This is a genomic window from Micromonospora chokoriensis (genome assembly GCF_900091505.1).
In the GTDB taxonomy this organism is placed as follows: Bacteria; Actinomycetota; Actinomycetes; order Mycobacteriales; family Micromonosporaceae; genus Micromonospora; species Micromonospora chokoriensis.
Map to the genome: position 1 here is coordinate 4842538 of NZ_LT607409.1, position 21527 is coordinate 4864064.

The following is a 21527-nucleotide window of genomic DNA, read 5'->3' on the forward strand; positions in this document are numbered from 1 at the left end:
ATCGCCTCTGACGCTACTTGGCGTTGAAGTAGCTGGCCTCCGGGTGGTGGACCACGATCGCGTCGGTGGCCTGCTCCGGCATGAGCTGGAACTCCTCGGACAGCTCGACACCGATCCGGTCCGCGCCGAGCAGGTCCACGATCTTCGCCCGGTCCTCCAGGTCGGGGCAGGCCGGGTAGCCGAACGCGTACCGGCAGCCCCGGTAGTCGTTGCGCAGCAGACCGGCCAGGTCGGTCGGGTCGTCGTGGCCCAGCGGACGGCCGTCGGGCAGGGTCATCTCGGCGCGGACGCGCCGGTGCCAGTATTCGGCGAGGGCCTCGGTGAGCTGCACCGACAGCCCGTGCACCTCCAGGTAGTCGCGGTACTCGTTGCGGGCGAACAGCTTCGCCGCGTACTCGCTGACGGGTTGCCCGACGGTGACCAGTTGCAACGCGACCACATCGAGCTGGTCGCCCTTGGGTTTGAAGAAGTCCGCCAGGCAGAGCCGCCGCTCCTGCCGCTGCCGGGGGAAGGAGAACCGGGCGCGCTCCGCGTGCCCGTTCTCGTCGAGCACCACCAGGTCGTTGCCTTCGGAGTACGCGGGGAAGTAGCCGTACACCACGGCTGCCTCAAGCACCTGGTCGGCGATCAGCCGGTCCAGCCAGTACCGCAGACGCGGCCGGCCCTCGGTCTCGACCAGCTCGTCGTACGAGGGCCCCTTGCCGCCCCGGGCCCCGTTGAGGCCCCACTGCCCGCGGAACGTGGCCCGCTCGTCGAGCAGCGCCGCATAATCCGCCATCGGCACGCCCTTGACCACCCGGGTGCCGAAGAACGGCGGCGTCGGCACCTCCACGTCCACTGCCACATTGGAGCGGACGGAGGAGTCGTGCAGCTCGGGCAGCGACTCGGTCACCATGGTGCGCTGCCGTTCCCGACGGGCACGCCGGGCCGCGAGGGCGGCCTCCCGCTCCGGGTCGATCACCGGGGCGCCGCCGCGCTTGGCGGTCATCACCTTGTCCATCAGGGACAGGCCCTCGAACGCGTCCCGGGCGTAGTGCACCTGGCCGGGGAACATCGACCGCAGGTCGTCCTCGACGTACGCGCGGGTCAGCGCCGCCCCACCGAGCAGGACGGGCCAGCGCTCCGCGACCCCGCGCGTGGCCATCTCGGCCAGGTTTTCCTTCATGATGACGGTGCTCTTGACCAACAGCCCGGACATGCCGATCGCGTCGGCGCGGTGCTGCTCGGCCGCGTCGAGGATGGCGTTGATCGGCTGCTTGATGCCGATGTTCACCACCTCGTAGCCGTTGTTCGACAGGATGATGTCGACCAGGTTCTTGCCGATGTCGTGCACGTCGCCGCGCACCGTGGCGAGCACGATACGGCCCTTGCCGCCGTCCTCGGTGGTCTCCATGTGCGGCTCCAGATAGGCCACCGCGGTCTTCATCACCTCGGCCGACTGGAGCACGAACGGCAACTGCATCTGGCCGGAGCCGAACAGCTCACCGACCACCTTCATGCCGTCCAACAGGATGTCGTTGATGATCGACAATGGGGACCGGCCGCCGGCCATCGCGTCGTCCAGGTCGGCCTCCAGGCCGTTGCGCTCACCGTCGATGATCCGCCGCTTGAGCCGCTCGTCCAGCGGCAGCGCCGCCAGCTCCTGCGCCCGGCTGGCCCGGGCGCTGGTCACGTCCACGCCCTCGAAGAGTTCGAGGAAACGCTGCACCGGGTCGTACCCCTCGCGACGCCGGTCGTAGACCAGGTCCAGGGCGACCTCGCGCTGCTCCTCGGGGATCTTCGACATCGGCAGGATCTTGCTGGCGTGCACGATGGCCGAGGTCAGACCGGCCTGCACGCACTCGTGCAGGAACACCGAGTTGAGCACCTGCCGGGCCGCCGGGTTCAGACCGAAGGAGATGTTCGAGATACCCAGGGTGAAGTTGACCCCCGGGTACCGCTGGGCGATCTCCCGGATCGCCTCGATCGTCTCGAGGCCGTCGCGGCGGGTCTCCTCCTGACCGGTGGCGATCGGGAAGGTCAGCGCGTCGATCAGGATGTCCGCGCGGTCCATCCCCCACCGGCCGGTCAGGTCGTCGATCAGTCGGGTGGCGACCCGGACCTTCCACTCCTTCGTCCGGGCCTGCCCCTCCTCGTCGATGAGCAGCGCCACCACCGCCGCGCCGTGCTCACGCACGATGGGCATCACCCGCGCGTACCGGGAGTCGGGGCCGTCACCGTCCTCGAAGTTCACCGAGTTGACCACGCACCGGCCACCGAGCATCTCCAGCCCGGCCTCGACCACGGCCGGCTCGGTGGAGTCCAACATGATCGGCAGGGTGGACGCGGTGGCGAACCGGCCGGCCAGCTCCCGCATGTCCTGCGTGCCGTCGCGGCCCACGTAGTCGACGCACAGGTCCAGCAGGTGCGAGCCGTCCCGGGCCTGACTGCGGGCGATCTCCACACAGGCCCGCCAGTCGCCGGCGAGCATCGCCTCCCGGAACGCCTTCGACCCGTTGGCGTTGGTCCGCTCCCCCACCATCAGCACCGACGCGTCCTGGGCGAACGGCACCGGGTGGTACACCGAGGAGACACCCGCCTCGTGGTGGGCCTCACGGGCCGGGGCGACGCGGCCGTGCAGCCGCTCGGACAACACCCGGATGTGCTCCGGCGTGGTGCCGCAGCAACCGCCGACCAGCCCCACGCTGTAGTCGGTGACGAACCGCTCCAGGGCCTCGGCCAGCTCCACCGGGGTCAGCGGGAAGTACGCGCCGTCGGCGGTCAGCACCGGCAGGCCGGCGTTCGGCATCACCGACAGCGGGACGCGGGAGTGCTGCGACAGGTACCGCAGGTGCTCGCTCATCTCCGCCGGGCCGGTCGAGCAGTTGAGCCCGATCAGGTCCACCCCGAGCGGCTCGATCGCCGCCAGGGCGGCACCGATCTCGCTGCCCACCAGCATCGTCCCGGTGGTCTCCATGGCCACGTGACAGATGATCGGCACCGACTGGCCCAGCTCGACCATCGCCCGCTTCGCGCCGACCACCGCCGCCTTGACCTGGAGCAGGTCCTGGCTCGTCTCGATGATCAGGGCGTCCACGCCACCCTCGATCAGACCGGCGGCGTTCTCCTGGTACGCGTCGCGCAGGGTCGCGTAGCCCGCGTGCCCGAGGGTGGGCAGCTTGGTGCCCGGCCCGATCGAGCCGAGCACGAACCGGGGTCGCTGCGGGGTGCTGGCCGCGTCGGCGGCCTCCCGGGCGATCCGGGCACCCGCCTCGGACAGCTCCCGGATGCGCTGCGGGATGTCGTACTCGGCGAGGTTGGCGAGGTTGGCGCCGAACGTGTTGGTCTCCACGCAGTCCGCGCCGGCGGCCAGGTAGGCGTCGTGCACGCCGCGCACCACGTCCGGCCGGGTGACGTTGAGGATCTCGTTGCACCCCTCAAGACCCTCGAAGTCGTCGAGTGTGAGGTCCGCGGCATGCAACATCGTGCCCATCGCCCCGTCGGCGATGAGAATCCGGTCGGCCAGCACATCCATCAACGAAGTCCGCACCAGTTCAGGTTAGTGCGGTCCTCATCGCACTCGACGCCCCTCGGCGCGCGATCCCATATTGTGTCAGCGGGATCACCATGTCTGGTTCGTTCGTGTATGACCGGTCGCCGGACCGGTGGACCGGCGCGGCCGACGGGCCGCATCCCTGCCCGGCACGTAGGCTGGCGGACGTGAAGGACAACAGGGACGCCACTGTGCCACACGGTACGACGACCGGGCGCGATCCCGGCGCCGACCGCGACGAGCAGGGTGAGGTGACGGCGTGACCGAGTTCGACGGACTGCCGGTGCTGCGGTCCCCGGTGGCGATCGCCGCCTTCGAGGGCTGGAACGACGCCGCCGACGCGTCCACCGCCGCGGTCGAGCACCTGGAACAGGTCTGGAGCGCCCGGCAGATCACCGAGCTGGACCCGGAGGACTTCTACGACTTCCAGGTCAGCCGGCCCACCATCACGATGGCCGACGGCGAGACCCGCCGGGTGGAGTGGCCGACGACCCGGTTCATGGTGGCCAGCCCGGAGGGCACCGACCGGGACGTGGTGCTGATCCGCGGCATCGAGCCGAGCATGCGCTGGCGCACGTTCTGCGAGCAGGTGCTGGAGATCTGCCACAGCCTCGAGGTGGAACGGGTCGTGCTGCTCGGCGCGCTGCTCGCCGATGTTCCGTACACGCGACCGCTGCCGATCAGCGGCAGCGCGTCCGACGCGCAGGCCGCCGAGCGTTACCAACTCACCCCCACCCGCTACGACGGGCCGACCGGCATCGTGGGTGTGCTGCACGACGCCTGCGCCCGCGCCGAGGTGGACGCCGTGTCGTTCTGGGTGCACGTCCCGCACTACGCCAACAACCCGCCGTGCCCGAAGGCCACCCTCGCCCTGCTGCACCGGGTGGAGGAGGTCGTCGACCTTCCGGTGCCGATGGCGGACCTGGCCGAGGAGTCGGCCGAGTGGGAGCAGCGGGTGCGCAGCGCCGCCGAGCAGGACGCCGAGCTGGGCGAATACGTGCGCGAGCTGGAGGAACGGGTCGGCGACGAGGGCATCACCCCGTTGACCGGTGACGAGATCGCCCAGGAGTTCGAGAAGTACCTGCGCCGACGGGGCGGTTCAGCCGGCCCCACCGCCGGTTCCTGGTAGCACGTCCCCCGCTGCGGGCCTTCGGACCTTTTGTGGTCCGGGGGCCCGTTTTGGCGTGTCCGGGGTAGCGCCGTCACACCCTCTAAGGCATCCTAGGAACCTAGATGTGATCATGATCAAGGAGGTGGGTGTGCAGATCAATCCCGGGGCCGCCGAGTTCCCGCACCGACAGATCGCCGCGCAGCTCAAAGCCCAGGTCCGCCGCGGCGACTGGGGGCCGGGCGAGCGCCTGCCGTCCATCCCGGCCATCGCCGAGATGTTCGGCGTCGCCAAGCAGACCGTGCAACGCGCCGTCGACCAGCTGCGGGTCGAGGGCATCCTGATCACCAAACCCGGCTCCGGTACGTACGTCCGGGGCACCCGCCGCCGACTCAACCGGCTCTCCCGAGGGCGGTACGGCGGCTTCCGCGGCTACCACACCGACCTGGCCGCCCGATACCGGCAACAGCTCGTCTCCGTCGGCCTCTCCCCCGCGCCCGCCGAGGTCGCCGACGCGTTCGGCGTCTCCGACGGCACCAACCTGCTCTGCCGCCGGCACCTCGTCCGCACCGACGACTCCCCCGTCGAGGTGGGCGCCTCCTGGTTCCTGCCCCGCGACACCACTGGCACCTCATTGGAGCGCGCCGAGGCGTTCGGCCGACCCCTCTACCAGGAGGCCGAAGAGGTCACCGGCCGACGGTACGTCTCGGCCACCGACACGATCAGCGCCCGCCAGCCCAGCCGGGAGGAGGCCGAGACCCTCCAGATCCGGCCGGACACCCCGGTGCTGCACCTGCTGCACATCGCGTACGACGCACACCGCAAACCGATCGAGGTGGCCCAGGCGACCTGGCCCGGCCCGATGACCACCCTCACCGAGGAGTACAAGATCCCCGGCCCCACCCCCGACCCCGAACCCGACCCCGGCCTGGTCCTCGGCTGACCCCCACGCACGCCCCGCGCTACACCCCGTCCCTGGCGCCCGCCCGGGTAGTGTGCGTCGACGGCGCTGTCCGGGCGCACGGTCGAGCGCGACAGCCCACGTGGACCGTCGGTCGGCGCCGGCTAGCCTTGATCGTCTCCGAGTCGCCGAGGTGGCGGCGTGCCGACGCGCCCATCCCGTCGATCATGAGACCGGCGGGTCCGACGGAGATCGAACCGCCCGTCAACCTCACGATCGACGAGGGATGCCGGCGTGATCGACTCGGATTTCTGGAAATCGGGGGGTTGTATCGTGCTGGATACCCCGACTTCCTGAAACCTGAGTCGATCAGCCCGGCGACACCGGGCGCGCAGGGCATGGCACGCACGGACAGCGCGGCAGGGCACGCGCGGCACGCATGCCCTGCAGGACAGGCGCGACGCAGGACAGGCGCGACCCAGGACAGGCGCGACGCAAGACAGGCGCGACCCAGGACAGGCGCGACCCAGGACAGGCGCGACCCAGGACAGGCGCGACGCAGGACACCGCGTGGCGCGGGGCGAGGGGTGAGGACTAGAGGCGGATGCCGAGGAGGGCGTCGACCGTGTTCGCGAAGAGGGCTGGGGCCTCGGGGTCGTCCGCCGCGCCGGCGAGGGTCGCCTCGGCCCAGCGGTCCGCCACGGCCAGGGCGCCGGGGGTGTCGAGGTCGTCGGCCAGGCGTGCGCGTACCCCGGCGAGCAGCTCGGCGCCGGACGGCCCGGCGGGCGCGGCGGCGGCCTGCCGCCAGCGGGCCAGGCGCTCCTGAGCCGCGGTGAGGAGCTCGTCGGTCCAGGTGCGGTCGCTGCGGTAATGCCCGGAGATCAACGCCAGCCGGATCGCCATCGGGTCGACCTTGTCGGCGCGCAGCCGGGACACGAAGACCAGGTTGCCGCGGGACTTGGACATCTTCTCGCCGTCCAGGCCGATCATGCCGGCGTGCACGTAGTGCTCGGCGAACGGCGCCTGACCGGTGAGCCGCTCGGCGTGCGCGGCGGACGCCTCGTGGTGCGGGAACAGCAGGTCGTTGCCGCCGCCCTGCACGTCGATCCGGTCGCCGAGCAGGTTCAGGGCGATCACGGCGCACTCGATGTGCCAGCCGGGGCGGCCCGGACCCAGGTCGCCGCCCGGCCAGGACGGCTCACCCTCGCGGGCCCCGCGCCACAGCAGCGGGTCCAGTGGGTCGCGCTTTCCGGCGCGGTCGGGGTCACCGCCGCGCTCGGGGAAGATCTCCAGCATCTGCTCACGGGTCAGGTTCGACTCGTAGCCGAACCGGCCGGTGGCGGAGATGTCGAAGTAGACGTCGCCGGTGCCGTCGTCGAGTCGGTACGCGGCACCGTCCTTGACCAGCACCTCGACCTTGTCGGCGATGTCCGGGATCGACTCGACGGCGCCCACGTAGTGCGCCGGCGGGATGATCCGCAGCGCCTCCATGTCCTCCCGGAACAGCGCGGTCTCCCGCATCGCGAGGACCACCCAGTCCTCGCCGTCGCGGGCAGCCCGCTCCAGCAGCGGATCGTCGATGTCGGTGACGTTCTGCACGTAGCGCACCGGACGGCCGGCGTCGCGCCACATCCGCTGCACCAGGTCGAACGTGATCATGGTGGCGGCGTGGCCGAGGTGGGTCGCGTCGTACGGGGTGATGCCGCAGACGTACATGCTCGCCGCGTCGGCCGGGTCACTCGGATGGACGCCCTGCCGCGCCGAGTCGTACAACGCCAACGGCTCGCCCGTGCCCGGCAGCCGTGGCACCTCGTGTCCCGCCCAAGACTCCATGGGATCAGCCTAACCAGCCCGGCGGCGCCGCCGGAGCACCCCACGGGTGATCAAGATGACAGCGGCTCACATGGGCGGCCAGGGCATCGCCGGCCAGTCCTCCGGTGGCTGTGGGAAACGGCCGGTCTCGCGCAACCGGTCGATCCGGGAGGCCAGCTCGGCCACCTCGCTGATCGTCAGGTGGTCGGCCAACTCCTCGCCGAGCGCCCCGGTGACCTGCCCGGCGAGCCCGTCGAGCATCTCCACGGCGTCCGGGGGGAGCTGCCGACCGGCCCACCCCCAGAGGACCGTGCGCAGCTTGTCCTCCACGTGGAAGCTCACCCCGTGGTCCACGCCGTAGATCCGGTCGTCGGCGCCGACGAGAACGTGACCACCCTTACGGTCGGCGTTGTTGATCACCGCGTCCAGGACGGCGAGTCGGGCCAGCCGGGGATCCTCGGCGTGCGCCAACACGTACGCCGCGCCGTCGTCGTCCCGGGCCGCGGCGATCGGGAACCAGCGGGGCGGCAACTCGTCGGCCGGCAGGAACCCGACCAGCGCCTCGACGTCCTCCGGCTCGTCGATCCACAGCTGGCAGGAGCCGGGGCCGAACGGGCCGTCGCGCAGCACCGTGGGCGGCACCAGACCCCAACCGGTCGCCTCGGAGACCAGGTACGCCGAGACCTCCCGGCCGGCCAGGGTGCCGTCGGGGAAGTCCCAGAGCGGTCGTTCGCCACGCACCGGCTTGTAGACGCAGCGGGCGGTGATCCCGTCCAGGGTCAGGATGCCGCGCAGCGTCGTGTTCGACGCGTCGACCAGCCGACCTTCCAGGTCGAGCACGCCGTCGCGCAGCAGCCGAAGCGCGGCGTCACCGTCCTGGCGAGGCTGGAGGCCGGACGAGGTCACCGGTGATAACCGTTGTGCCGCGGGCAGAGGTGCCCGGCGGGGTCCAACGGTTGGCCGCAGAGCGGGCACGGCGGCCGGCCCGCGTTGACCACTCGCCGGGCCCGCTCGATGAACTGGCGGGTCGCCTGCGGGGTGAGCCGGACCCGGAGCCGATCCAGGTCCTCGTCCGGCTCGTCGTCCTCGTCGTCGTCCTCGTCGTCCTCGTCGCCCAGCTCGACCTCGGGCTCCACCTCGCCGGCGGCGATCGCCTCGATCACCACTGTCGCGGTGTCCACGTCGAAGGCCAGGCCGAGGGTGCCGACCCGGAACTCCTCGTCGACCGGAGTGTCCAGCGGGTCGTTGTCACCGATCACCGGCGCCAGCTCGGGCAGGTCCACCCCGAAGCGACGTTGCGCCTCGGTGAGCAGCTCCTCCAGCTTCTCGGCGAGCAGTGACACCTGGACCTTCTCCAGCGCGACGCTGACCAGCCGGCCGCCGCCGCGGGCCTGCAGGAAGAAGGCGCGCTCCCCCGGCGGGCCGACAGTCCCGGCGACGAACCGCTCCGGCGGTTCGAAGGCGTGCACCTGGTGGGTCATACCCACGACCCTATCCGGCCCGCCAGGGCACCGCGCACCCCACCGACCTGAATCGCCGCGGCGCCGGCACGCCCGGCGTACCAGCTGCTGCACCCGGGCGTGGCGGCCGGCGCGCCGGTCCGGGGTGGTGCGGCCCGGCGGCCACCGATCGGGGTCGTCACGAGGCCGCACCGGCCCCGCCGCCGACCGCGGCGTCCGAATCAGCCGCCCGGGACGCCCGCCGACGTCGCTTGCGGGGCGGCGGCACCAGGCCCGACAGGTCACCGCCGGTGTCGTTGAGCCGGACCAGGAACGGCCGCAGCGGCGTGAACCGGATCACCGTCACCGACGCCGGGTCGGCCACGACCCGCTGGAAGAGATCCAGGTGTACGCCGAGCGCGTCCGCCACGATGGCCTTGATCACATCACCGTGGCTGCACGCCAGCCACACCGCCTCGGGACCGTGCTCGGCGCTCACCCGGGCGTCCCACGAGCGAACCGCTGCCACCGCGCGGGCGGACATCGCCGCCATCGCCTCCCCGTCGGGGAAGACCGCCGCGCTGGGGCGCTGCTGCACCACCGGCCAGAGCGGCTCCTTGGCGAGCTTCTTCAGCGGCTGCCCCTCCCAGCTGCCGTAGTCACACTCGATCAGCCCGTCCTCGACGACCGGCGTGGCCTGCGGCAGCGCCAGCTCCAGGGTCTGTCGGCAACGGATCAGCGGGCTCGTCACGACGGCGGCCAACGGCACCGCCCGCAACCGCTCGCCCACCGCGACGGCCTGGGCGCGCCCGGTGTCGTCCAGCTCGACCGGTTGCCGGCCGGCCAGGCCGCCGTCGGCGTTCGCCGTGGTCCGGCCGTGTCGCAGAAGCAGAAGGGTCGCCACGGTGACCACCCTATGACCTGCGCTCCCGGTCGGGCCGTCGCGGGCTCCGGAGGCACCACCCGGGGTCGTCGCCGTCGGGGCGCGCCGAATGCCCGATCTTCGTGATCGACTCGGTTGTCAGGAAGTCGGGGTGTCGGGCCGCCCCGGACAGCGCGATTTCAAGGAAACCGAGTGGATCATGGGCGGGCGGCGGGCGGGGATGACGACCGCGGCCCCCGGCTCCGCCCGCAGGCGCAGCCGGGGGCCGTCGACGGGTGGGTCAGGTGGCGCTGATCGTGCCGGTCAGCAGCAGGGCCAGGACCAGGGTGCCCAGCGCGACCCGGTACAGCACGAAGACGTACAGGGTGTGGTGGGCGACATAGCGCAGCAGCCAGGCGATGGCCGCGTACCCGATGCCGAAGGCGATGACCGTGGCCACGATCATCTGCGCCACCGACGGCGTGGACGTGCCCGGGGCGGACGGTTCGAAGACGTCACCGAGGCTGAACACGCCGGACATCACCACCGCCGGGATGGCCAGCAGGAACGAGTACCGTGCCGCCGCCTCCCGGGTCAGGTTGAGCAGCAGGCCGGCGGTGAGCGTGCCGCCCGAACGGGACACCCCGGGGACCAGCGCCATGGCCTGGGCGAAGCCCATCACGATGCCGTCCTTCATCCGGAAGTTCTCCAGGGTGCGGGTCTGCCGACCCCAGTACTCGGCGAACGCCAGCACGAACGCGAACACGATCAGCGTGGTCGCCACCAGCCACAGGTTGCGCCCGGCCGTCTTGATCTGGTCCTTGAACAGGAAACCGAACAACCCGATCGGGATGGACCCGACGATCACGTACCAGCCCATCCGGTAGTCGAGGCTGGACCGCACCGACCTGTCCCGGATGCCGACCAGCCAGGTCCGGGTGATCCGCCAGATGTCCTTGGCGAAGTAGATCAACACGGCCGCTTCGGTGCCGAGCTGGGTGACCGCGGTGAACGACGCGCCGGCGTCGCGGTCGAAGAAGATCGCCGAGGTGATCCGCAGATGCCCCGACGAGCTGACCGGAAGGAACTCGGTCAGTCCCTGGACGATGCCCAGGACGATGGCCTCGACCCAGGTCACTCGCCAACTCCCGAAAGATCAAGTGCCTCGGCGACGGTACGCAGGGTCTGCACACCGCTCTCCCGGTCGGCCACGAACAGGGTCACCGACAGCGTGGTGACGCCGGCGGCGGCGTACTCCCGCATCCGCTCGGCGACGCGCTCCTTCGGGCCGAGCAGCGACGTCCGGTCGATGAACTCCATCGGCACGGCGGCGGCGGCGTCACGCTGCCGCTTGGCCAGGTACAGGTCCTGCACCTCGCGGGCGGCGTCGCCGTACCCCATCCGGGTGGCGAGCTGGTTGTAGAAGTTCTGCTGGCGGCTGCCCATGCCACCCACGTACAGCGCCGCGTACCAGCGCACCAGTTCCGCGCAGGACGCCACGTCGTCACCGATCACCACGGGCACCGACGGCACCACGTCGAACCCGGCCAGCTCCTTGCCGACCTTCGCCCGCCCGGCGCGCACCGAGGCGAGCTGCTCCTCGGCGAACTCCGGGGCGTAGAAGACGGCCAGCCAGCCGTCGGCGATCTCGCCGGCCAGCTCCAGGTTCTTCGGACCGACCGCGGCCAGGTAGATCGGTATGTGTTCGCGGGGTGGGTGGAAGCCCAGCCGCAGGGCCTTACCGGGGCCGTCCGGCAGCGGCAGCGTGTAGTGCTCGCCGTCGTACGCCACCTCCTTGCGGGCCACGGCCAGCTTCACGATGTCGACGAACTCGCGGGTCCGGGCGAGGGGCTTGGCGAACCGCACACCGTGCCAGCCCTCGGAGACCTGCGGGCCGGAGACGCCCAGGCCGAGGCGGAACCGGCCACCGGAGAGCGCGTCGATGGTGGCGGCGGTCATCGCGGTGGCCGCCGGCGTACGGGCGGGGATCTGCATCACCGCGGCGCCGACGTCGATGCGTTCGGTCTGACCGGCCATCCAGGCCAGCATGCTGGGCGAGTCGGAGCCGTAGGCCTCCGCCGCCCACACCACCGCGTAGCCCAGCCGGTCCGCCTCCTGCGCCAGGGCCAGGTGGTCGGCCGGTGTGCTCCACGCCGTCTGATATCCAAGACTGAGCCCGAGTCGCACTGGTCCTCCCCCATCCGTGGCACAGGTCGCACCAGGTTACGCAATGCCGATAACGGAGTCGATCACCGGCTCGACCCCTTTGGTCCCCCCTCCATCGGGACAGGACCGGGCGGCGGAACCGGCAGAACCGGCAGAGATACGGGAGCGAGGATATCCGTGGCGGCAGGTTCGAAATAAGGTTCACCCATGCAACAGCGACCGCTCGGCCGAAGCGGGCTGGCGGTTTCCCGGCTCGCGCTCGGCACCATGACCTGGGGCCGGGACACCGACGCCGACGATGCGGCCGCCCAGCTGAAGAGTTACCTGGACGCGGGCGGCAACCTGATCGACACCGCCGACGTGTACGGCGACGGCGACGCCGAGTCGGTGATCGGCTCGCTGCTGGGCTCCCTCGTGCCCCGCGAGGAGCTGCTGATCGCCACGAAGGCCGGGTTGCGGCCGGGCAGCGGCCGACGCCGGGACGGCTCCCGGGGTCACCTGCTGCGGACGTTGGACGCGTCGCTGCGCCGGCTCGGCACCGACCACGTCGACCTGTTCCAGGTGCACGGGTACGACCCGGACACCCCCCTGGAGGAGACCCTGGCGGCGCTGGACCACGCGGTGGCCAGCGGCAAGGTCCGCTACGTCGGTGTGTCGAACTTCTCCGGTTGGCAGACCGCGCGGGCCGCCGCCTGGCAGACCGCCTGGCCGGGCCGGGCGCCGGTGGTCGCCGCCCAGGTGGAGTACTCGCTGCTGGAACGGGGCGTGGAGCGGGAGGTGCTGCCCGCGTGCGACGCGCTCGGCCTGGGCGTGCTGCCGTGGTCCCCCCTGGGCCGGGGGGTGCTGACCGGCAAGTACCGGCACGGTCGTCCGGCGGACTCCCGGGCCGCGTCGCCGCACTTCGAACGGTTCGTCGCGACATACCTGGAGCCGCGCTGCTCCAGCATCGTGGAGGCGGTGGCGACCGCGGCCGGCGGGCTGGGTGTGTCGCCGCTGGAGGTGGCGTTGGCCTGGATCCGGGACCGGCCGGGGGTGACCGCGCCGATCCTGGGCGCCCGGACGGTGGGGCAGCTGCTCGGCGCTCTCCAGGTGGAACGCATCACACTGCCCGAGGAGATCACCACCGCGCTGGACGACGTGTCGGCGGTGCCGGTGGGCTACCCCGAGCGCGACGGCTGACCGGCCCGCCGGGTCGAGGCTGACCCGCCGGCCGCGTCAGGGCGACGGACGCCGGCCATCTCAGGGCGACGGACGCCGACCGGGAAGGTCGCCGAGCGCCGTGAAGAAGCGCGACTGGTCGTCACGCAGTGCGGGCTGGGTGAGCCGGAGCCACGAGCCGTCGTCGAAGGCGATCGTGGACGTGAGCTGCACGAGACCGGTCGCACTGCGCTCGGAGTCGAACCGGGCCACCCGACTGAGCGGCACACTCCAGAGCACCCGTGGTCGGCGCCGGTCCGGACGGTCGGCGTCCGGGCGGGAGCCCATCCGGAGCAGGTGCAGGTGGGTGTCGGTCACCGCGAACGGGGTGCCCGTGTAGCGATCCAGGAACAGCAGGAGGCTGCCGGCGAGGGTGGCGAGGTCGCCGCTGAAGACGTACCGGCGTCGGTAGGCGATCTCGGCGAGCTGGTCGGCCAGGGGCCGGTACAGGCTGAGTCGGAACAGCGCCCGGAACGCCTCCTGTTCCTCGGTGAGCGGGATCGGCTCCCGCTGGACGGGCTGGTGCGGCAGGTCCGGCTCCGGGGCGACCGCCTCCGGCAGGCCGGCGGCAACGGCACCCGCCTTGCCCGGCAGCAGCAGCACACCCGCCGCCATCCGCACCGGGGTGAGCACCGCATCGACCCAGACCACCGGGTTGACGATGTTGAGCAGGCCGAACAGCACCTTCGGGTCGAGGGAGTCGACGAACTTGTCGGCCATCACGTCGGCGAGCTGCCGGCCCGCCTTGTGCGTGTCCGGGCAGCGGACCGGGGCGAGGCCGACGTAGCGCAGCTCCTGCTCGGGCAGGAGCGGCGCCACCAGGGCACGTTCGGGTGCGTCGCTGGTGCGGAACTCCTCACGCAGCTCACGGGCCTTGTCCCGGGCCGCCCGCGCACCGCCGAGCACCGCGTCGGTGAACCGACCCAGCCGACCTCGCTGCTCTGCCGTCACGCCGTACCTCCTCGACCGGGGCTACCGGCCCGCGGGTTGACCCGCGGGCGGCTGCCCGAAGACATTCTGGTCGATCCAGTCGGCGCCACCCTGCACCGCCTGGTCGATCTGGTCACCGACCTGCTCGCCGCCGGGAATGGACAGCCCGCTGGTGAACGCGACGGTCCCCCAGGTGACGCCGTGGACGACCGAGTTCGGCACGTTCCACGGAAGGTTGGTCGCCCAGTCCCGCGCGATCACCCGAGCGCCGTCGGCGACGCCGTGCGTCCGCAGCGCGGAGGCCCGGTCGAAAACACCCATGTCGAACGGCGAACCGGACTTGCCCAGCTTGTAGGTGCCCTTGGTGGGGTCGAAGATCTTGTGGAACCACTTGTCGGCCTTGCCCGCGGCGTGGCGCTTCTCGACGTACTTCCTGCCGGTACGCAGCTTGTCCTGCATGGCGACCAGCTTGTCGAGGTGCGCCTGGAGCTTCCGCAGGGACAGCATGACCCGTTGGAGCAGGCGGATGACCTTCTGCAGGTGCGCCGCCAACGGGCGCAGGACCTTCAGCGCCCGGGTGACCACGATCAAGGCCCTGGTCACCGTCACGCCCACGCCGGCGACCCAGGACGCCCCCATGGTCACCGGCGCCATCAGCAGCGCCGTCACCAGCGTCACGAGCATCCAGTTCACGAACTCGACGCAGAGGTCCACGAGGACGTCGTGGACGGTCTGCAGACCGTCGGCGACGCTGCGCAGGTACTCCGCTGTCGCGGCGAACTGCTCGGCGACGTCGAGCATCTGCTGTTCGACCTCGGCCAGCCGCTTCCCGTACGCCACGCCGGAGGGTGAGGCCCACCCGGCCTGCGCGGACTCCCGGGTGCCGCGGTGCCCCTGCGCCAGGTCGCGGACCTGCGTGGCCAACGCGTCCCACTCGGCGGCCTTGGCGCGCAGGACGGCGGGCTCACCGTCGACCAGCTCGACGAGCTGGATCAGCGGCCAGGCCAGCGTGCGGCAGACGCTGTCGACGGCGTCCTCCACTCCGGAGAGCGCGTTGTCGAGGCCGTTCCACAGCTCGACGGCGCTGCCGGCCGGCCCGCTCATCCGGGCAGCCCCGACTGGATGGCCTTGAACCCGGCGTCGAGGTCCCGCTCGTTGCGCTCGTACGCCTCGACCGTGTCGCCCAACGCCGCGCCGACCCGACCGAACGCGGCGTGCGCGGCGGCGAACAACTCCTTGCCACCGGTGACCTGCTCGGCGTACTTCGCGCGCAGCAGGTCACTGGCGAACGGCAGGTGGCCGAAGGCGTCCGACGGCACGTCACCGGCCGAGACGATCTGCGCCTCCAGCGCGGCGAGCGAACTGGCGACGTGTTTCGCGGCTGTCTCCAGTCGACGGACCGCCTGCACGTCGACATCGATGTCCGGTGGCATGCCGTTCCTCCCCCATGAGCCGAGCGAACCGACGATACGATCTCCCGGCCACCGGGCACCACCCGGTCGCACGATCCACGGGGGAGGGATCTCATGACGGACCCGACGTCCGCGTTCGACGCGCTGGCCGGGCGGATCGCCGATATCGAGCGCCGGTTCGCCGGGCTGGGCGACGAGCTGGCCGCGCTGTCGGGCACCGCTACCGACGAGAGTGGCCTGGTCTCGGCGACCGTCGACGCCACCGGGGCGCTGACCGGCCTCACTCTCGCGCCCGCCGCGCTGCGCGCCGGCACCGAGGGCGTGGCGGAGCTGGTGCTCGACGCGTACCGGCGGGCCCGCGCGGCCGCCGGCGACCACGTCGACGAGCACACCGAGGGGTTGGACGGCGCGCTCGGCGCGAGCCTGGGCGACCTGTTCGGCACGCCGGGCGACTTCTCGGCCCTGGGCCGCCTGGAGGAGACCGTGGCCCGGCTCGGCCGGCTGGACGCCCGCCTGCCCGGCCCACCGGCGTGACGTCGCCGACCTGGCCGGAGATCGTCACGCGGCTGCGGGACACGATCGCCCGCTGCGACCGGGACACCGACCTGGAACTCTCCGCCGGTCCGCGCGGCATCCGCCTGCTGGTGCGCCGCGAGGTCGTGCGGGTGGTCAGCCCCGGCCACGACGAGGCACGCCTGGCCGCACTGGGGTGGCACCGTCCGACCGGCGACGAGGCCTGGTGGTACGAGGTTCCGCGCACCCCGCAGCAGGTGGAGCGACTCAGTGCGCTCGTGGCCCGTACCGCCGCCGAGGTGTTGACCGACCGGCCGGGTGCGCTCTCCTGCCGGGCGGTGCCGCCGGCCGCGCGCCCCGGCTCGCCGCAGCGACCGGCCCCGACCCGGCCGACTGCGGCTGCGGCCGAGGCGGCTGCGGCCGAGGCGGCTGCGGCCGAGGCGGCTGCGGCCGAGGCGGCTCGGACCGGGCCGAGTCCGACCGGGGCGGCTCCGACCGGGGCGGCTCCGACCGGGGCGGCTCCGACCGGGGCGGCGGAGCCGGCGGTGGTGGCACTCCTCGGCGCGGCCGTCGACCGGCGTGACCTGCCCGGCTACCTCGCAGTGCTGGCCGGCGCGACGGTGTGCGTGCCGCTGGCCGGGGAACCGATGCCGGATGCCGAGTTCCCGTGGACGGTGATCGGCGACGCGACCGGCGCGCCGCTGCTGCCGGTCTTCACCTCGCCGAAGGCGCTCGCCGCGTTCGCCGGGGACGGGGTGTCGTTCGTCGCGCTGCCCTGCGCCGACCTGTTCGAGGACTGGCCGGCCCCCTCCTGGGGGCTGGCGGTCGACCCGGGCAGCGCCCAGGCGGTCGCGCTGTCCGCGCCGGCGCTGGCGACCCTGCTGACGGCGAACGCCCCCACCCGCTGAGTTCCAGGGCGGCCGTCACCGCACTGCCCCGTCGATCATGGAGTTGTGGTGGGTGACAAAGATGCGCACATGGGGCGAATTCGGACACCACAACTCCATGATCGGCGCGGACCTGTGGGGGCTCATCCACCGGGGCGGGGGGTTGGCGCGACGGGAGGGCTCATCAGCGGCGTCGGTCACCCCCGAGGGGGTTGGGGTGGCAAATGGCCGCTGGGCTGGGCAGCATGGATAGCATGGACTACGAATACGCGCCGCTGCGGTTGCCGCCGAACGTCGACCGGTTGACCGCCGCGGCGCAGTTGGCGATCCAGGCGGAGTTCTCCGGATGGGAGCTGGCCCGGGTGCGGCTCTACCGCGACGGCACGCGGCAGGTGGTGCTCCGCCGTCGACTGGTCAACCAGCCGCAGCCGGGCCTGTCGTACTGAGCGGGCCGTGCCGCCGGTGAACGATATACCCCAGAATCATATTCATACCTCTGAGGTATATCGCTCACCGGCACCTCGACACGGCGAGCGCACACCGGCCCGGGTGCGGGCGTACCGTCTAGTGCTGGTGCCCCGCGTGGTCGTGATCGTCGTCGAGCTCCATGAACGGGTGCTCGTCGAGCCGGCCGACGAGCCGGTCGTCGGCCGCCGGTTGGAACGGGCCGACCGCGTCGTCGTCGTCGAACGACTCCAGGTCGACGGGGGTGCCCACCTCGCTGACCATCACCACCCCGTCGAGTGGCTCCAACTCCGGGACGTCCAGCGCGCCGAGCGAGCCGTCGCCGCTCTGCAGCAACTCCAGCACCGCCTCGCCGACGCCCTCCACCGGTGCCGGCTCGTCGTCCTCCGGGGTCCCCTCCCGCCGGGCGGCCTCGGCCACGCGCAGCAGCGCGGCCACGCTCGGCACCCGGTAGTCACGGCGCTGGCGCACCGAGATCACCCTCGGGTGCGGGTCACTGGCCTCGGCACCGTCGACGCCGCCGAAACGCTCGTCGGCCTCGTCCGGGTCGATCGAGTCGACATCCCACGGCGTCACCTCGCCGAAGGCGTCGAGCAGCCGCTCGTCGTACGCGAAGGAGGCGTTGTTCAACGCCACGTACGCCTGCCAGACGTCGTCGTCGTCGACGCGGCCCTGGGCGGCGCGTACAGCGGCCAGGTGGTGGCGGGCCGCTTCGATCACGCGCTCGAGAGCGGCGTCCAGCTCACCGTGCTGGTCGGTCATGTGGGGCAGTCCCTTCGGATAAGCAGGTTGCGCGCCGACGGCAAGTGCCGGACACGACTAGCAGGTGCGCAGGAACCGGTCGAGCACCCGCACGCCGAACTGTAGTCCGTCGACCGGAACGCGCTCGTCGATGCCGTGGAACAACGCCGAGAAGTTCAGGTCGGCGGGCAGCTTGAGGGGGGCGAACCCGAAGCAGCGGATGCCGAGCTGGGAGAACGCCTTGGCGTCGGTGCCGCCGGAGAGCATGTACGGGACCGGGCGCGCCCCCGGGTCCTCGGCGCGCAGGGCGGCAGACATGGCCTCGACCAGGTCACCGTCGAAGGTGGTTTCCAGCGCCGGCTGCCGCTGGATGTACTCGATCGCGATGTCCGGGCCGACCAGCTCGCGCAGCTGTCGCTCCAGCAGCTCGGACTGGCCGGGCAGGCTGCGGCAGTCGATGGTGGCGGTGGCGCGGCCGGGGATGACGTTGTCCTTGTAGCCGGCGCTCAACCGGGTCGGGTTGGCGGTGTTGCGGATCGTCGCGCCGATCAGGTTGGCGATCGGGCCGAGCTTGGCGATGGCCGTCTCCGGGTCGTCCGGGTCCAACTCGACGCCGAGCAGGTCGGAGACCTCGGTCAGGAACGCCCGTACGGTGTCGGTGACCACCACCGGGAAGCGGTGCCGGCCGATCCGGGCGACCGCCTCGGCGAGCGCGGTGACCGCGTTGTCGTCGTGCACCATCGAGCCGTGCCCGGGGCGACCCTTGGCGTGCAGCCGCAGCCAGTCGATGCCCTTCTCGGCGGTCTCGATCAGGTAGAGCCGCTGGCTGTCGTTGACCGAGTAGGAGAAGCCGCCGACCTCGCCGATCGCCTCGGTGCAGCCGTCGAAGAGGCCCCGGTGGTTGTCCACCAGGAAGCGGGCGCCGTAGTCGCTGCCCGCCTCCTCGTCGGCGGTGTACGCGAGCACGATGTCGCGCGGCGGTCGTACGCCGGTGCGCTGCCAGTGCCGCACGACGGCCAGGACCATCGCGTCGAAGTCCTTCATGTCGATGGCGCCGCGACCCCACAGGTAGCCGTCGCGCAGCTCACCGGAGAGCGGGTGCACCGACCACTCGTCGGCGTCGGCGGGCACCACGTCCAGGTGGCCGTGCACCAGCAGCGCGCCCCGGCTCGGGTCGGTGCCCGGGATGCGGGCGACCACGTTCGCCCGGCCCGGCGCGGACTCGTGCAGGACGGACTCCACGCCCACCTCGGCGAGCTTCTCCGCCACGTACTCGGCCGCGCGGCGCTCACCGACGCTGGTGTCGTTGTCACCGGTGTTGGTGGTGTCGATGCGCAGCAGGTCGCGGCAGAGGTCGACGACCTCTGCGGTCGGGTCGATGCGGGGGGAGGCGGCGTCGCTCGTCATCGCCTCTTCATACCAGCCCGAGGTGGCCGACGGGCCGGCGCACCGGCGTGGTCGGGCCGGCGCGCCGACGCGCGCGGGTCGACGCATCGACGGGTCGGTTTCGCGGTGACCGCGTTCGGGTACCGCCGCCCACGACCGAACGTCCCCTGCCGGAGCTTCCGCCCGCCAGTCGAGGAGGGCACCATGTCCGCCGTTCCCCTACCACCGCTGCCGCCCGCGCCCGCACCCGAGGAGGGCTACCGCCCCGCCGGTCGCAGCATCGCCGACATCGTCGACCGGGAGCATCAGCAACTGCTGTCGCTGGTGGAGCAGTTGACCGGCCCGGAGTCCACACCGCAGGAGGCGCTGGCGGTGCTCACCGCCGCGTTGTCGCGGCACCTGTCCGCCGAGGAGCAGTACCTGTTGCCGGCGGTACGCGCGGCGCTGCCGGCCGCCGGCGAGCGGGTGGACGCCGAGATCACCGCCGACGCCGGCCTGCTGAACGCCCTGAAGGGCCTCACCGACGAGGCGCTGACCGACGTCGCCGGGCGGGTTCGTCACCACGTGGACGGTGTCGGCGCGCTCGTCACCGAGCTGCGGGCGGCCGCGACCGAGGAGGAGCTGATCCGCCTGGGCAACCGGTTGGAGATCGCCGAGGAGGCGGCGCCGACCCGCCCCCACCCGGGCACGCCGGCCACCCCTCCGTGGAACCGGATCGTGGAGCCGGCGGTCGGTGTGGTGGACAAGGTCCTCGACGCGGTGACCCGGCGACCGACCTACCTGGCGGACCTGCCGGAGCCACCCCGCGACTGAGCGCGGACCCCGCCCGGCAATGCATTCATTATCACCGATCCGCTCGGGCTATTCCGCCGGGTGACGCTGTAGTCCTACCGTCACCCTATGAACCTGGAGCTGCGTCACCTGCGGGTGGTCTGCGCGATCGCGGAGACGGGGAGTGTGACGAAGGCGGCGTCGGCGCTCGGCCTGGCCCAGCCGGCCCTCACCGCCCAGCTCCAACGCATCGAGCGGACGCTGGGCGGCCCGCTGTTCGACCGGGACCGGCGTGGTGCCCGGCCCACCGCGCTCGGCGAGCTGGTGCTGGCCCGCGCCCGGGTGCTGCTGCCGGCGATGAAGGGGCTGCAGGACGAGGCTGCGCGGTTGGCCGGGGCCGGCGGTGCCCCCACCTGCTACCGGTTCGGTGGGGTGAACAGCCCGATCCTGGGTCGGTTGGTGCACCGGTTGGCGGCCGCGCAGCCGCCGGCCCAGATCACCACATTCGCCTCCTGGTCGGTGGACGAGTTGGCGCAGTTGGTGTCCGGCGGTCGGCTGGACTTCGCGCTGACCGGTGTGTGCGGCGACGCCAGCCCGTCCGCCGGTTTCGGGTTGAGCTGGCAGGAGGTGGCCATCGACCCGGTGCTGGTGCTGCTGCCGGAGACGCACCCCCTCGCCGCCCACGACGAGGTGCGCCTGGCGGACCTGCGCCACGAGCAGTGGGTGGCCGCGCCGGGTGACGGCTGCTTCGGCGACTGCTTCGCCGCCGCGTGCGCCCGTGCCGGTTTCACCCCCCGCAAGGTGTACGAGACCGACATCCGCGGCTGCATCGACCTGGTGGACGCCGGTGTGGCGGTGGCGCTGTGCCAGGCGACGTTCCGCCCGGTGGCCGGGTTGGTGACCCGTCGGCTCGCCGGGACACCGCTGCGCTGGCGGCTCCTGCTCGGCTGGCACCCGGACTCCCCCGCCGCCCAGGGCGCCGAGATGGTGGTGGAGACGGCCAAGGCGGCGTACGTCGACTCGTTGGCCCCGCATCCCGCGTACCTGGCCTGGCTGATGAGCAACCCCGGGTTCGGGGTGCGGCAGCCCAGCGGGATCCGGCCGGTCTGAGCGCAGGGTGGGGTGCGAACCGCCGTTGGCCGGGTATCTGGCGGACATGACGGACCTCTACCCGCCCGCCGACGACCGCGAACTGCTGCGCCAGGCGGCCGCCGCGCACACCGCCGCCACCCGCGACGTGGAGGCGTTCCTGCGCCGCCTGCCGACGGTGCCCGACCCGGCCGACGTCACCGAGTACGCGAACCTGCTCACCCGGGAGGACCAGACCCGTGGTGACCGGGACGCGGCGGCGGACGCCGCCGGACTGACCATCGCCAGCCTGGAATCCGACCAGGGCCAGTAGCGG

21 protein-coding genes are annotated in these 21527 nt (G+C 72.1%); 9 read left to right on the forward strand and 12 right to left on the reverse strand.

Annotated features, from left to right (window positions below; all coding sequences use genetic code 11):
- Positions 1 to 13: 13 nt before the first annotated feature.
- The gene (gene metH / locus GA0070612_RS22425; protein ID WP_408630577.1) at positions 14 to 3514 is read right to left on the reverse strand and encodes a methionine synthase; all 3501 of its coding nucleotides are present in this window, start codon (positions 3512 to 3514) and stop codon (positions 14 to 16) included.
- 277 nt (positions 3515 to 3791) lie between these two features.
- Between metH and GA0070612_RS22430 the strand changes: the two genes are divergently transcribed.
- Positions 3792 to 4661, forward strand: a complete 870-nt coding sequence (locus tag GA0070612_RS22430) for a PAC2 family protein (protein ID WP_088989707.1) — start codon at positions 3792 to 3794, stop codon at positions 4659 to 4661.
- Positions 4662 to 4773: 112 nt separating this feature from the next.
- Positions 4774 to 5583: a GntR family transcriptional regulator gene (locus tag GA0070612_RS22435; RefSeq protein WP_197699218.1), complete on the forward strand. Its 810-nt coding sequence runs from the start codon at positions 4774 to 4776 to the stop codon at positions 5581 to 5583.
- Between the two features lie 552 nt (positions 5584 to 6135).
- Here the strand turns inward: GA0070612_RS22435 and mshC are convergent.
- The 6 genes from mshC to GA0070612_RS22465 form a co-directional block, all read right to left on the reverse strand.
- A complete protein-coding gene (mshC, locus tag GA0070612_RS22440; protein ID WP_088989708.1) occupies positions 6136 to 7374 on the reverse strand; it encodes a cysteine--1-D-myo-inosityl 2-amino-2-deoxy-alpha-D-glucopyranoside ligase in 1239 nt (412 codons plus the stop codon).
- A 66-nt stretch (positions 7375 to 7440) separates the two neighbouring features.
- Positions 7441 to 8259: an SCO1664 family protein gene (locus GA0070612_RS22445; RefSeq protein ID WP_088989709.1), complete on the reverse strand. Its 819-nt coding sequence runs from the start codon at positions 8257 to 8259 to the stop codon at positions 7441 to 7443.
- Positions 8256 to 8834 carry a DUF3090 domain-containing protein gene (locus tag GA0070612_RS22450; RefSeq protein WP_088989710.1) on the reverse strand — a complete coding sequence of 193 codons (579 nt, stop codon included), beginning with the start codon at positions 8832 to 8834 and terminating at the stop codon, positions 8256 to 8258. The genes GA0070612_RS22445 and GA0070612_RS22450 overlap by 4 nt, the downstream gene beginning before the upstream one ends.
- 157 nt (positions 8835 to 8991) lie before the next feature.
- Positions 8992 to 9705: an MSMEG_4193 family putative phosphomutase gene (locus GA0070612_RS22455; protein WP_088989711.1), complete on the reverse strand. Its 714-nt coding sequence runs from the start codon at positions 9703 to 9705 to the stop codon at positions 8992 to 8994.
- Between the two features lie 250 nt (positions 9706 to 9955).
- Entirely contained in the window at positions 9956 to 10792 is an 837-nt protein-coding gene (locus GA0070612_RS22460) for an undecaprenyl-diphosphate phosphatase (RefSeq protein ID WP_088989712.1), read from the reverse strand.
- Positions 10789 to 11841: an LLM class F420-dependent oxidoreductase gene (locus tag GA0070612_RS22465; RefSeq protein ID WP_088989713.1), complete on the reverse strand. Its 1053-nt coding sequence runs from the start codon at positions 11839 to 11841 to the stop codon at positions 10789 to 10791. The genes GA0070612_RS22460 and GA0070612_RS22465 overlap by 4 nt, the downstream gene beginning before the upstream one ends.
- Before the next feature lie 186 nt (positions 11842 to 12027).
- Between GA0070612_RS22465 and GA0070612_RS22470 the strand changes: the two genes are divergently transcribed.
- Positions 12028 to 12999, forward strand: coding sequence for an aldo/keto reductase (locus GA0070612_RS22470; protein WP_088989714.1), 972 nt, complete (start codon positions 12028 to 12030; stop codon positions 12997 to 12999).
- 60 nt (positions 13000 to 13059) lie between these two features.
- Here the strand turns inward: GA0070612_RS22470 and GA0070612_RS22475 are convergent, their stop codons facing one another.
- The 3 genes from GA0070612_RS22475 to GA0070612_RS22485 are packed head-to-tail and all read right to left on the reverse strand — an operon-like array spanning position 13060 to position 15380.
- Positions 13060 to 13968 carry a hypothetical protein gene (locus GA0070612_RS22475; RefSeq protein WP_088989715.1) on the reverse strand — a complete coding sequence of 303 codons (909 nt, stop codon included), beginning with the start codon at positions 13966 to 13968 and terminating at the stop codon, positions 13060 to 13062.
- A 21-nt stretch (positions 13969 to 13989) separates the two neighbouring features.
- Positions 13990 to 15051 (reverse strand): WXG100 family type VII secretion target, encoded by a 1062-nt coding sequence (locus GA0070612_RS22480; RefSeq protein WP_088989716.1) that lies wholly within the window; start codon positions 15049 to 15051, stop codon positions 13990 to 13992.
- On the reverse strand, positions 15048 to 15380 hold the full coding sequence (locus GA0070612_RS22485; protein ID WP_088989717.1) for a hypothetical protein: 333 nt from the start codon (positions 15378 to 15380) through the stop codon (positions 15048 to 15050). Before GA0070612_RS22485 ends, GA0070612_RS22480 begins: the two co-directional genes overlap by 4 nt.
- A gap of 93 nt (positions 15381 to 15473) precedes the next feature.
- On the opposite strand from GA0070612_RS22485, the gene GA0070612_RS22490 reads away from it, so the two are divergent.
- The 3 genes from GA0070612_RS22490 (at position 15474) to GA0070612_RS22500 (ending at position 17205) form a co-directional block, all read left to right on the forward strand.
- Positions 15474 to 15893 (forward strand): YbaB/EbfC family nucleoid-associated protein, encoded by a 420-nt coding sequence (locus GA0070612_RS22490; RefSeq protein ID WP_088989718.1) that lies wholly within the window; start codon positions 15474 to 15476, stop codon positions 15891 to 15893.
- Entirely contained in the window at positions 15890 to 16780 is an 891-nt protein-coding gene (locus tag GA0070612_RS22495) for an SseB family protein (protein WP_088989719.1), read from the forward strand. Before GA0070612_RS22490 ends, GA0070612_RS22495 begins: the two co-directional genes overlap by 4 nt.
- Before the next feature lie 233 nt (positions 16781 to 17013).
- The gene (locus GA0070612_RS22500; RefSeq protein ID WP_088989720.1) at positions 17014 to 17205 is read left to right on the forward strand and encodes a DUF5703 family protein; all 192 of its coding nucleotides are present in this window, start codon (positions 17014 to 17016) and stop codon (positions 17203 to 17205) included.
- Between the two features lie 118 nt (positions 17206 to 17323).
- Here GA0070612_RS22500 and GA0070612_RS22505 read toward each other — a convergent pair whose 3' ends face one another.
- Together GA0070612_RS22505 and GA0070612_RS22510 are read right to left on the reverse strand one after the other, a co-directional pair.
- Positions 17324 to 17986, reverse strand: a complete 663-nt coding sequence (locus GA0070612_RS22505) for a hypothetical protein (RefSeq protein WP_088989721.1) — start codon at positions 17984 to 17986, stop codon at positions 17324 to 17326.
- A gap of 57 nt (positions 17987 to 18043) precedes the next feature.
- Positions 18044 to 19372 carry a M20/M25/M40 family metallo-hydrolase gene (locus tag GA0070612_RS22510; protein ID WP_088989722.1) on the reverse strand — a complete coding sequence of 443 codons (1329 nt, stop codon included), beginning with the start codon at positions 19370 to 19372 and terminating at the stop codon, positions 18044 to 18046.
- Positions 19373 to 19555: 183 nt separating this feature from the next.
- On the opposite strand from GA0070612_RS22510, the gene GA0070612_RS22515 reads away from it, so the two are divergent.
- The 3 genes from GA0070612_RS22515 (at position 19556) to GA0070612_RS22525 (ending at position 21524) form a co-directional block, all read left to right on the forward strand.
- Complete coding sequence (locus GA0070612_RS22515; protein ID WP_088991690.1) at positions 19556 to 20164, forward strand: hemerythrin domain-containing protein; 609 nt, start codon at positions 19556 to 19558, stop codon at positions 20162 to 20164.
- Between the two features lie 87 nt (positions 20165 to 20251).
- Positions 20252 to 21232, forward strand: coding sequence for a LysR family transcriptional regulator (locus tag GA0070612_RS22520; protein ID WP_088989723.1), 981 nt, complete (start codon positions 20252 to 20254; stop codon positions 21230 to 21232).
- A 46-nt stretch (positions 21233 to 21278) separates the two neighbouring features.
- A complete protein-coding gene (locus GA0070612_RS22525; RefSeq protein WP_088989724.1) occupies positions 21279 to 21524 on the forward strand; it encodes a hypothetical protein in 246 nt (81 codons plus the stop codon).
- The last annotated feature ends 3 nt before the right edge of the window (positions 21525 to 21527 follow it).

Excerpts from the sequence above, each read along its gene's own strand:
- metH (WP_408630577.1), bottom strand. The coding sequence starts at position 3,514 with ATGGATGTGCTGGCCGACCGGATTCTCATCGCCGACGGGGCGATGGGC.
- GA0070612_RS22435 (WP_197699218.1), top strand. The coding sequence starts at position 4,774 with ATGATCAAGGAGGTGGGTGTGCAGATCAATCCCGGGGCCGCCGAGTTC.
- mshC (WP_088989708.1), bottom strand. The coding sequence starts at position 7,374 with ATGGAGTCTTGGGCGGGACACGAGGTGCCACGGCTGCCGGGCACGGGC.
- GA0070612_RS22450 (WP_088989710.1), bottom strand. The coding sequence starts at position 8,834 with ATGACCCACCAGGTGCACGCCTTCGAACCGCCGGAGCGGTTCGTCGCC.
- GA0070612_RS22470 (WP_088989714.1), top strand. The coding sequence starts at position 12,028 with ATGCAACAGCGACCGCTCGGCCGAAGCGGGCTGGCGGTTTCCCGGCTC.
- GA0070612_RS22480 (WP_088989716.1), bottom strand. The coding sequence starts at position 15,051 with ATGAGCGGGCCGGCCGGCAGCGCCGTCGAGCTGTGGAACGGCCTCGAC.
- GA0070612_RS22485 (WP_088989717.1), bottom strand. The coding sequence starts at position 15,380 with ATGCCACCGGACATCGATGTCGACGTGCAGGCGGTCCGTCGACTGGAG.
- GA0070612_RS22490 (WP_088989718.1), top strand. The coding sequence starts at position 15,474 with ATGACGGACCCGACGTCCGCGTTCGACGCGCTGGCCGGGCGGATCGCC.
- GA0070612_RS22500 (WP_088989720.1), top strand. The coding sequence starts at position 17,014 with ATGGACTACGAATACGCGCCGCTGCGGTTGCCGCCGAACGTCGACCGG.
- GA0070612_RS22505 (WP_088989721.1), bottom strand. The coding sequence starts at position 17,986 with ATGACCGACCAGCACGGTGAGCTGGACGCCGCTCTCGAGCGCGTGATC.
- GA0070612_RS22510 (WP_088989722.1), bottom strand. The coding sequence starts at position 19,372 with ATGACGAGCGACGCCGCCTCCCCCCGCATCGACCCGACCGCAGAGGTC.
- GA0070612_RS22515 (WP_088991690.1), top strand. The coding sequence starts at position 19,556 with ATGTCCGCCGTTCCCCTACCACCGCTGCCGCCCGCGCCCGCACCCGAG.
- GA0070612_RS22520 (WP_088989723.1), top strand. The coding sequence starts at position 20,252 with ATGAACCTGGAGCTGCGTCACCTGCGGGTGGTCTGCGCGATCGCGGAG.
- GA0070612_RS22525 (WP_088989724.1), top strand. The coding sequence starts at position 21,279 with ATGACGGACCTCTACCCGCCCGCCGACGACCGCGAACTGCTGCGCCAG.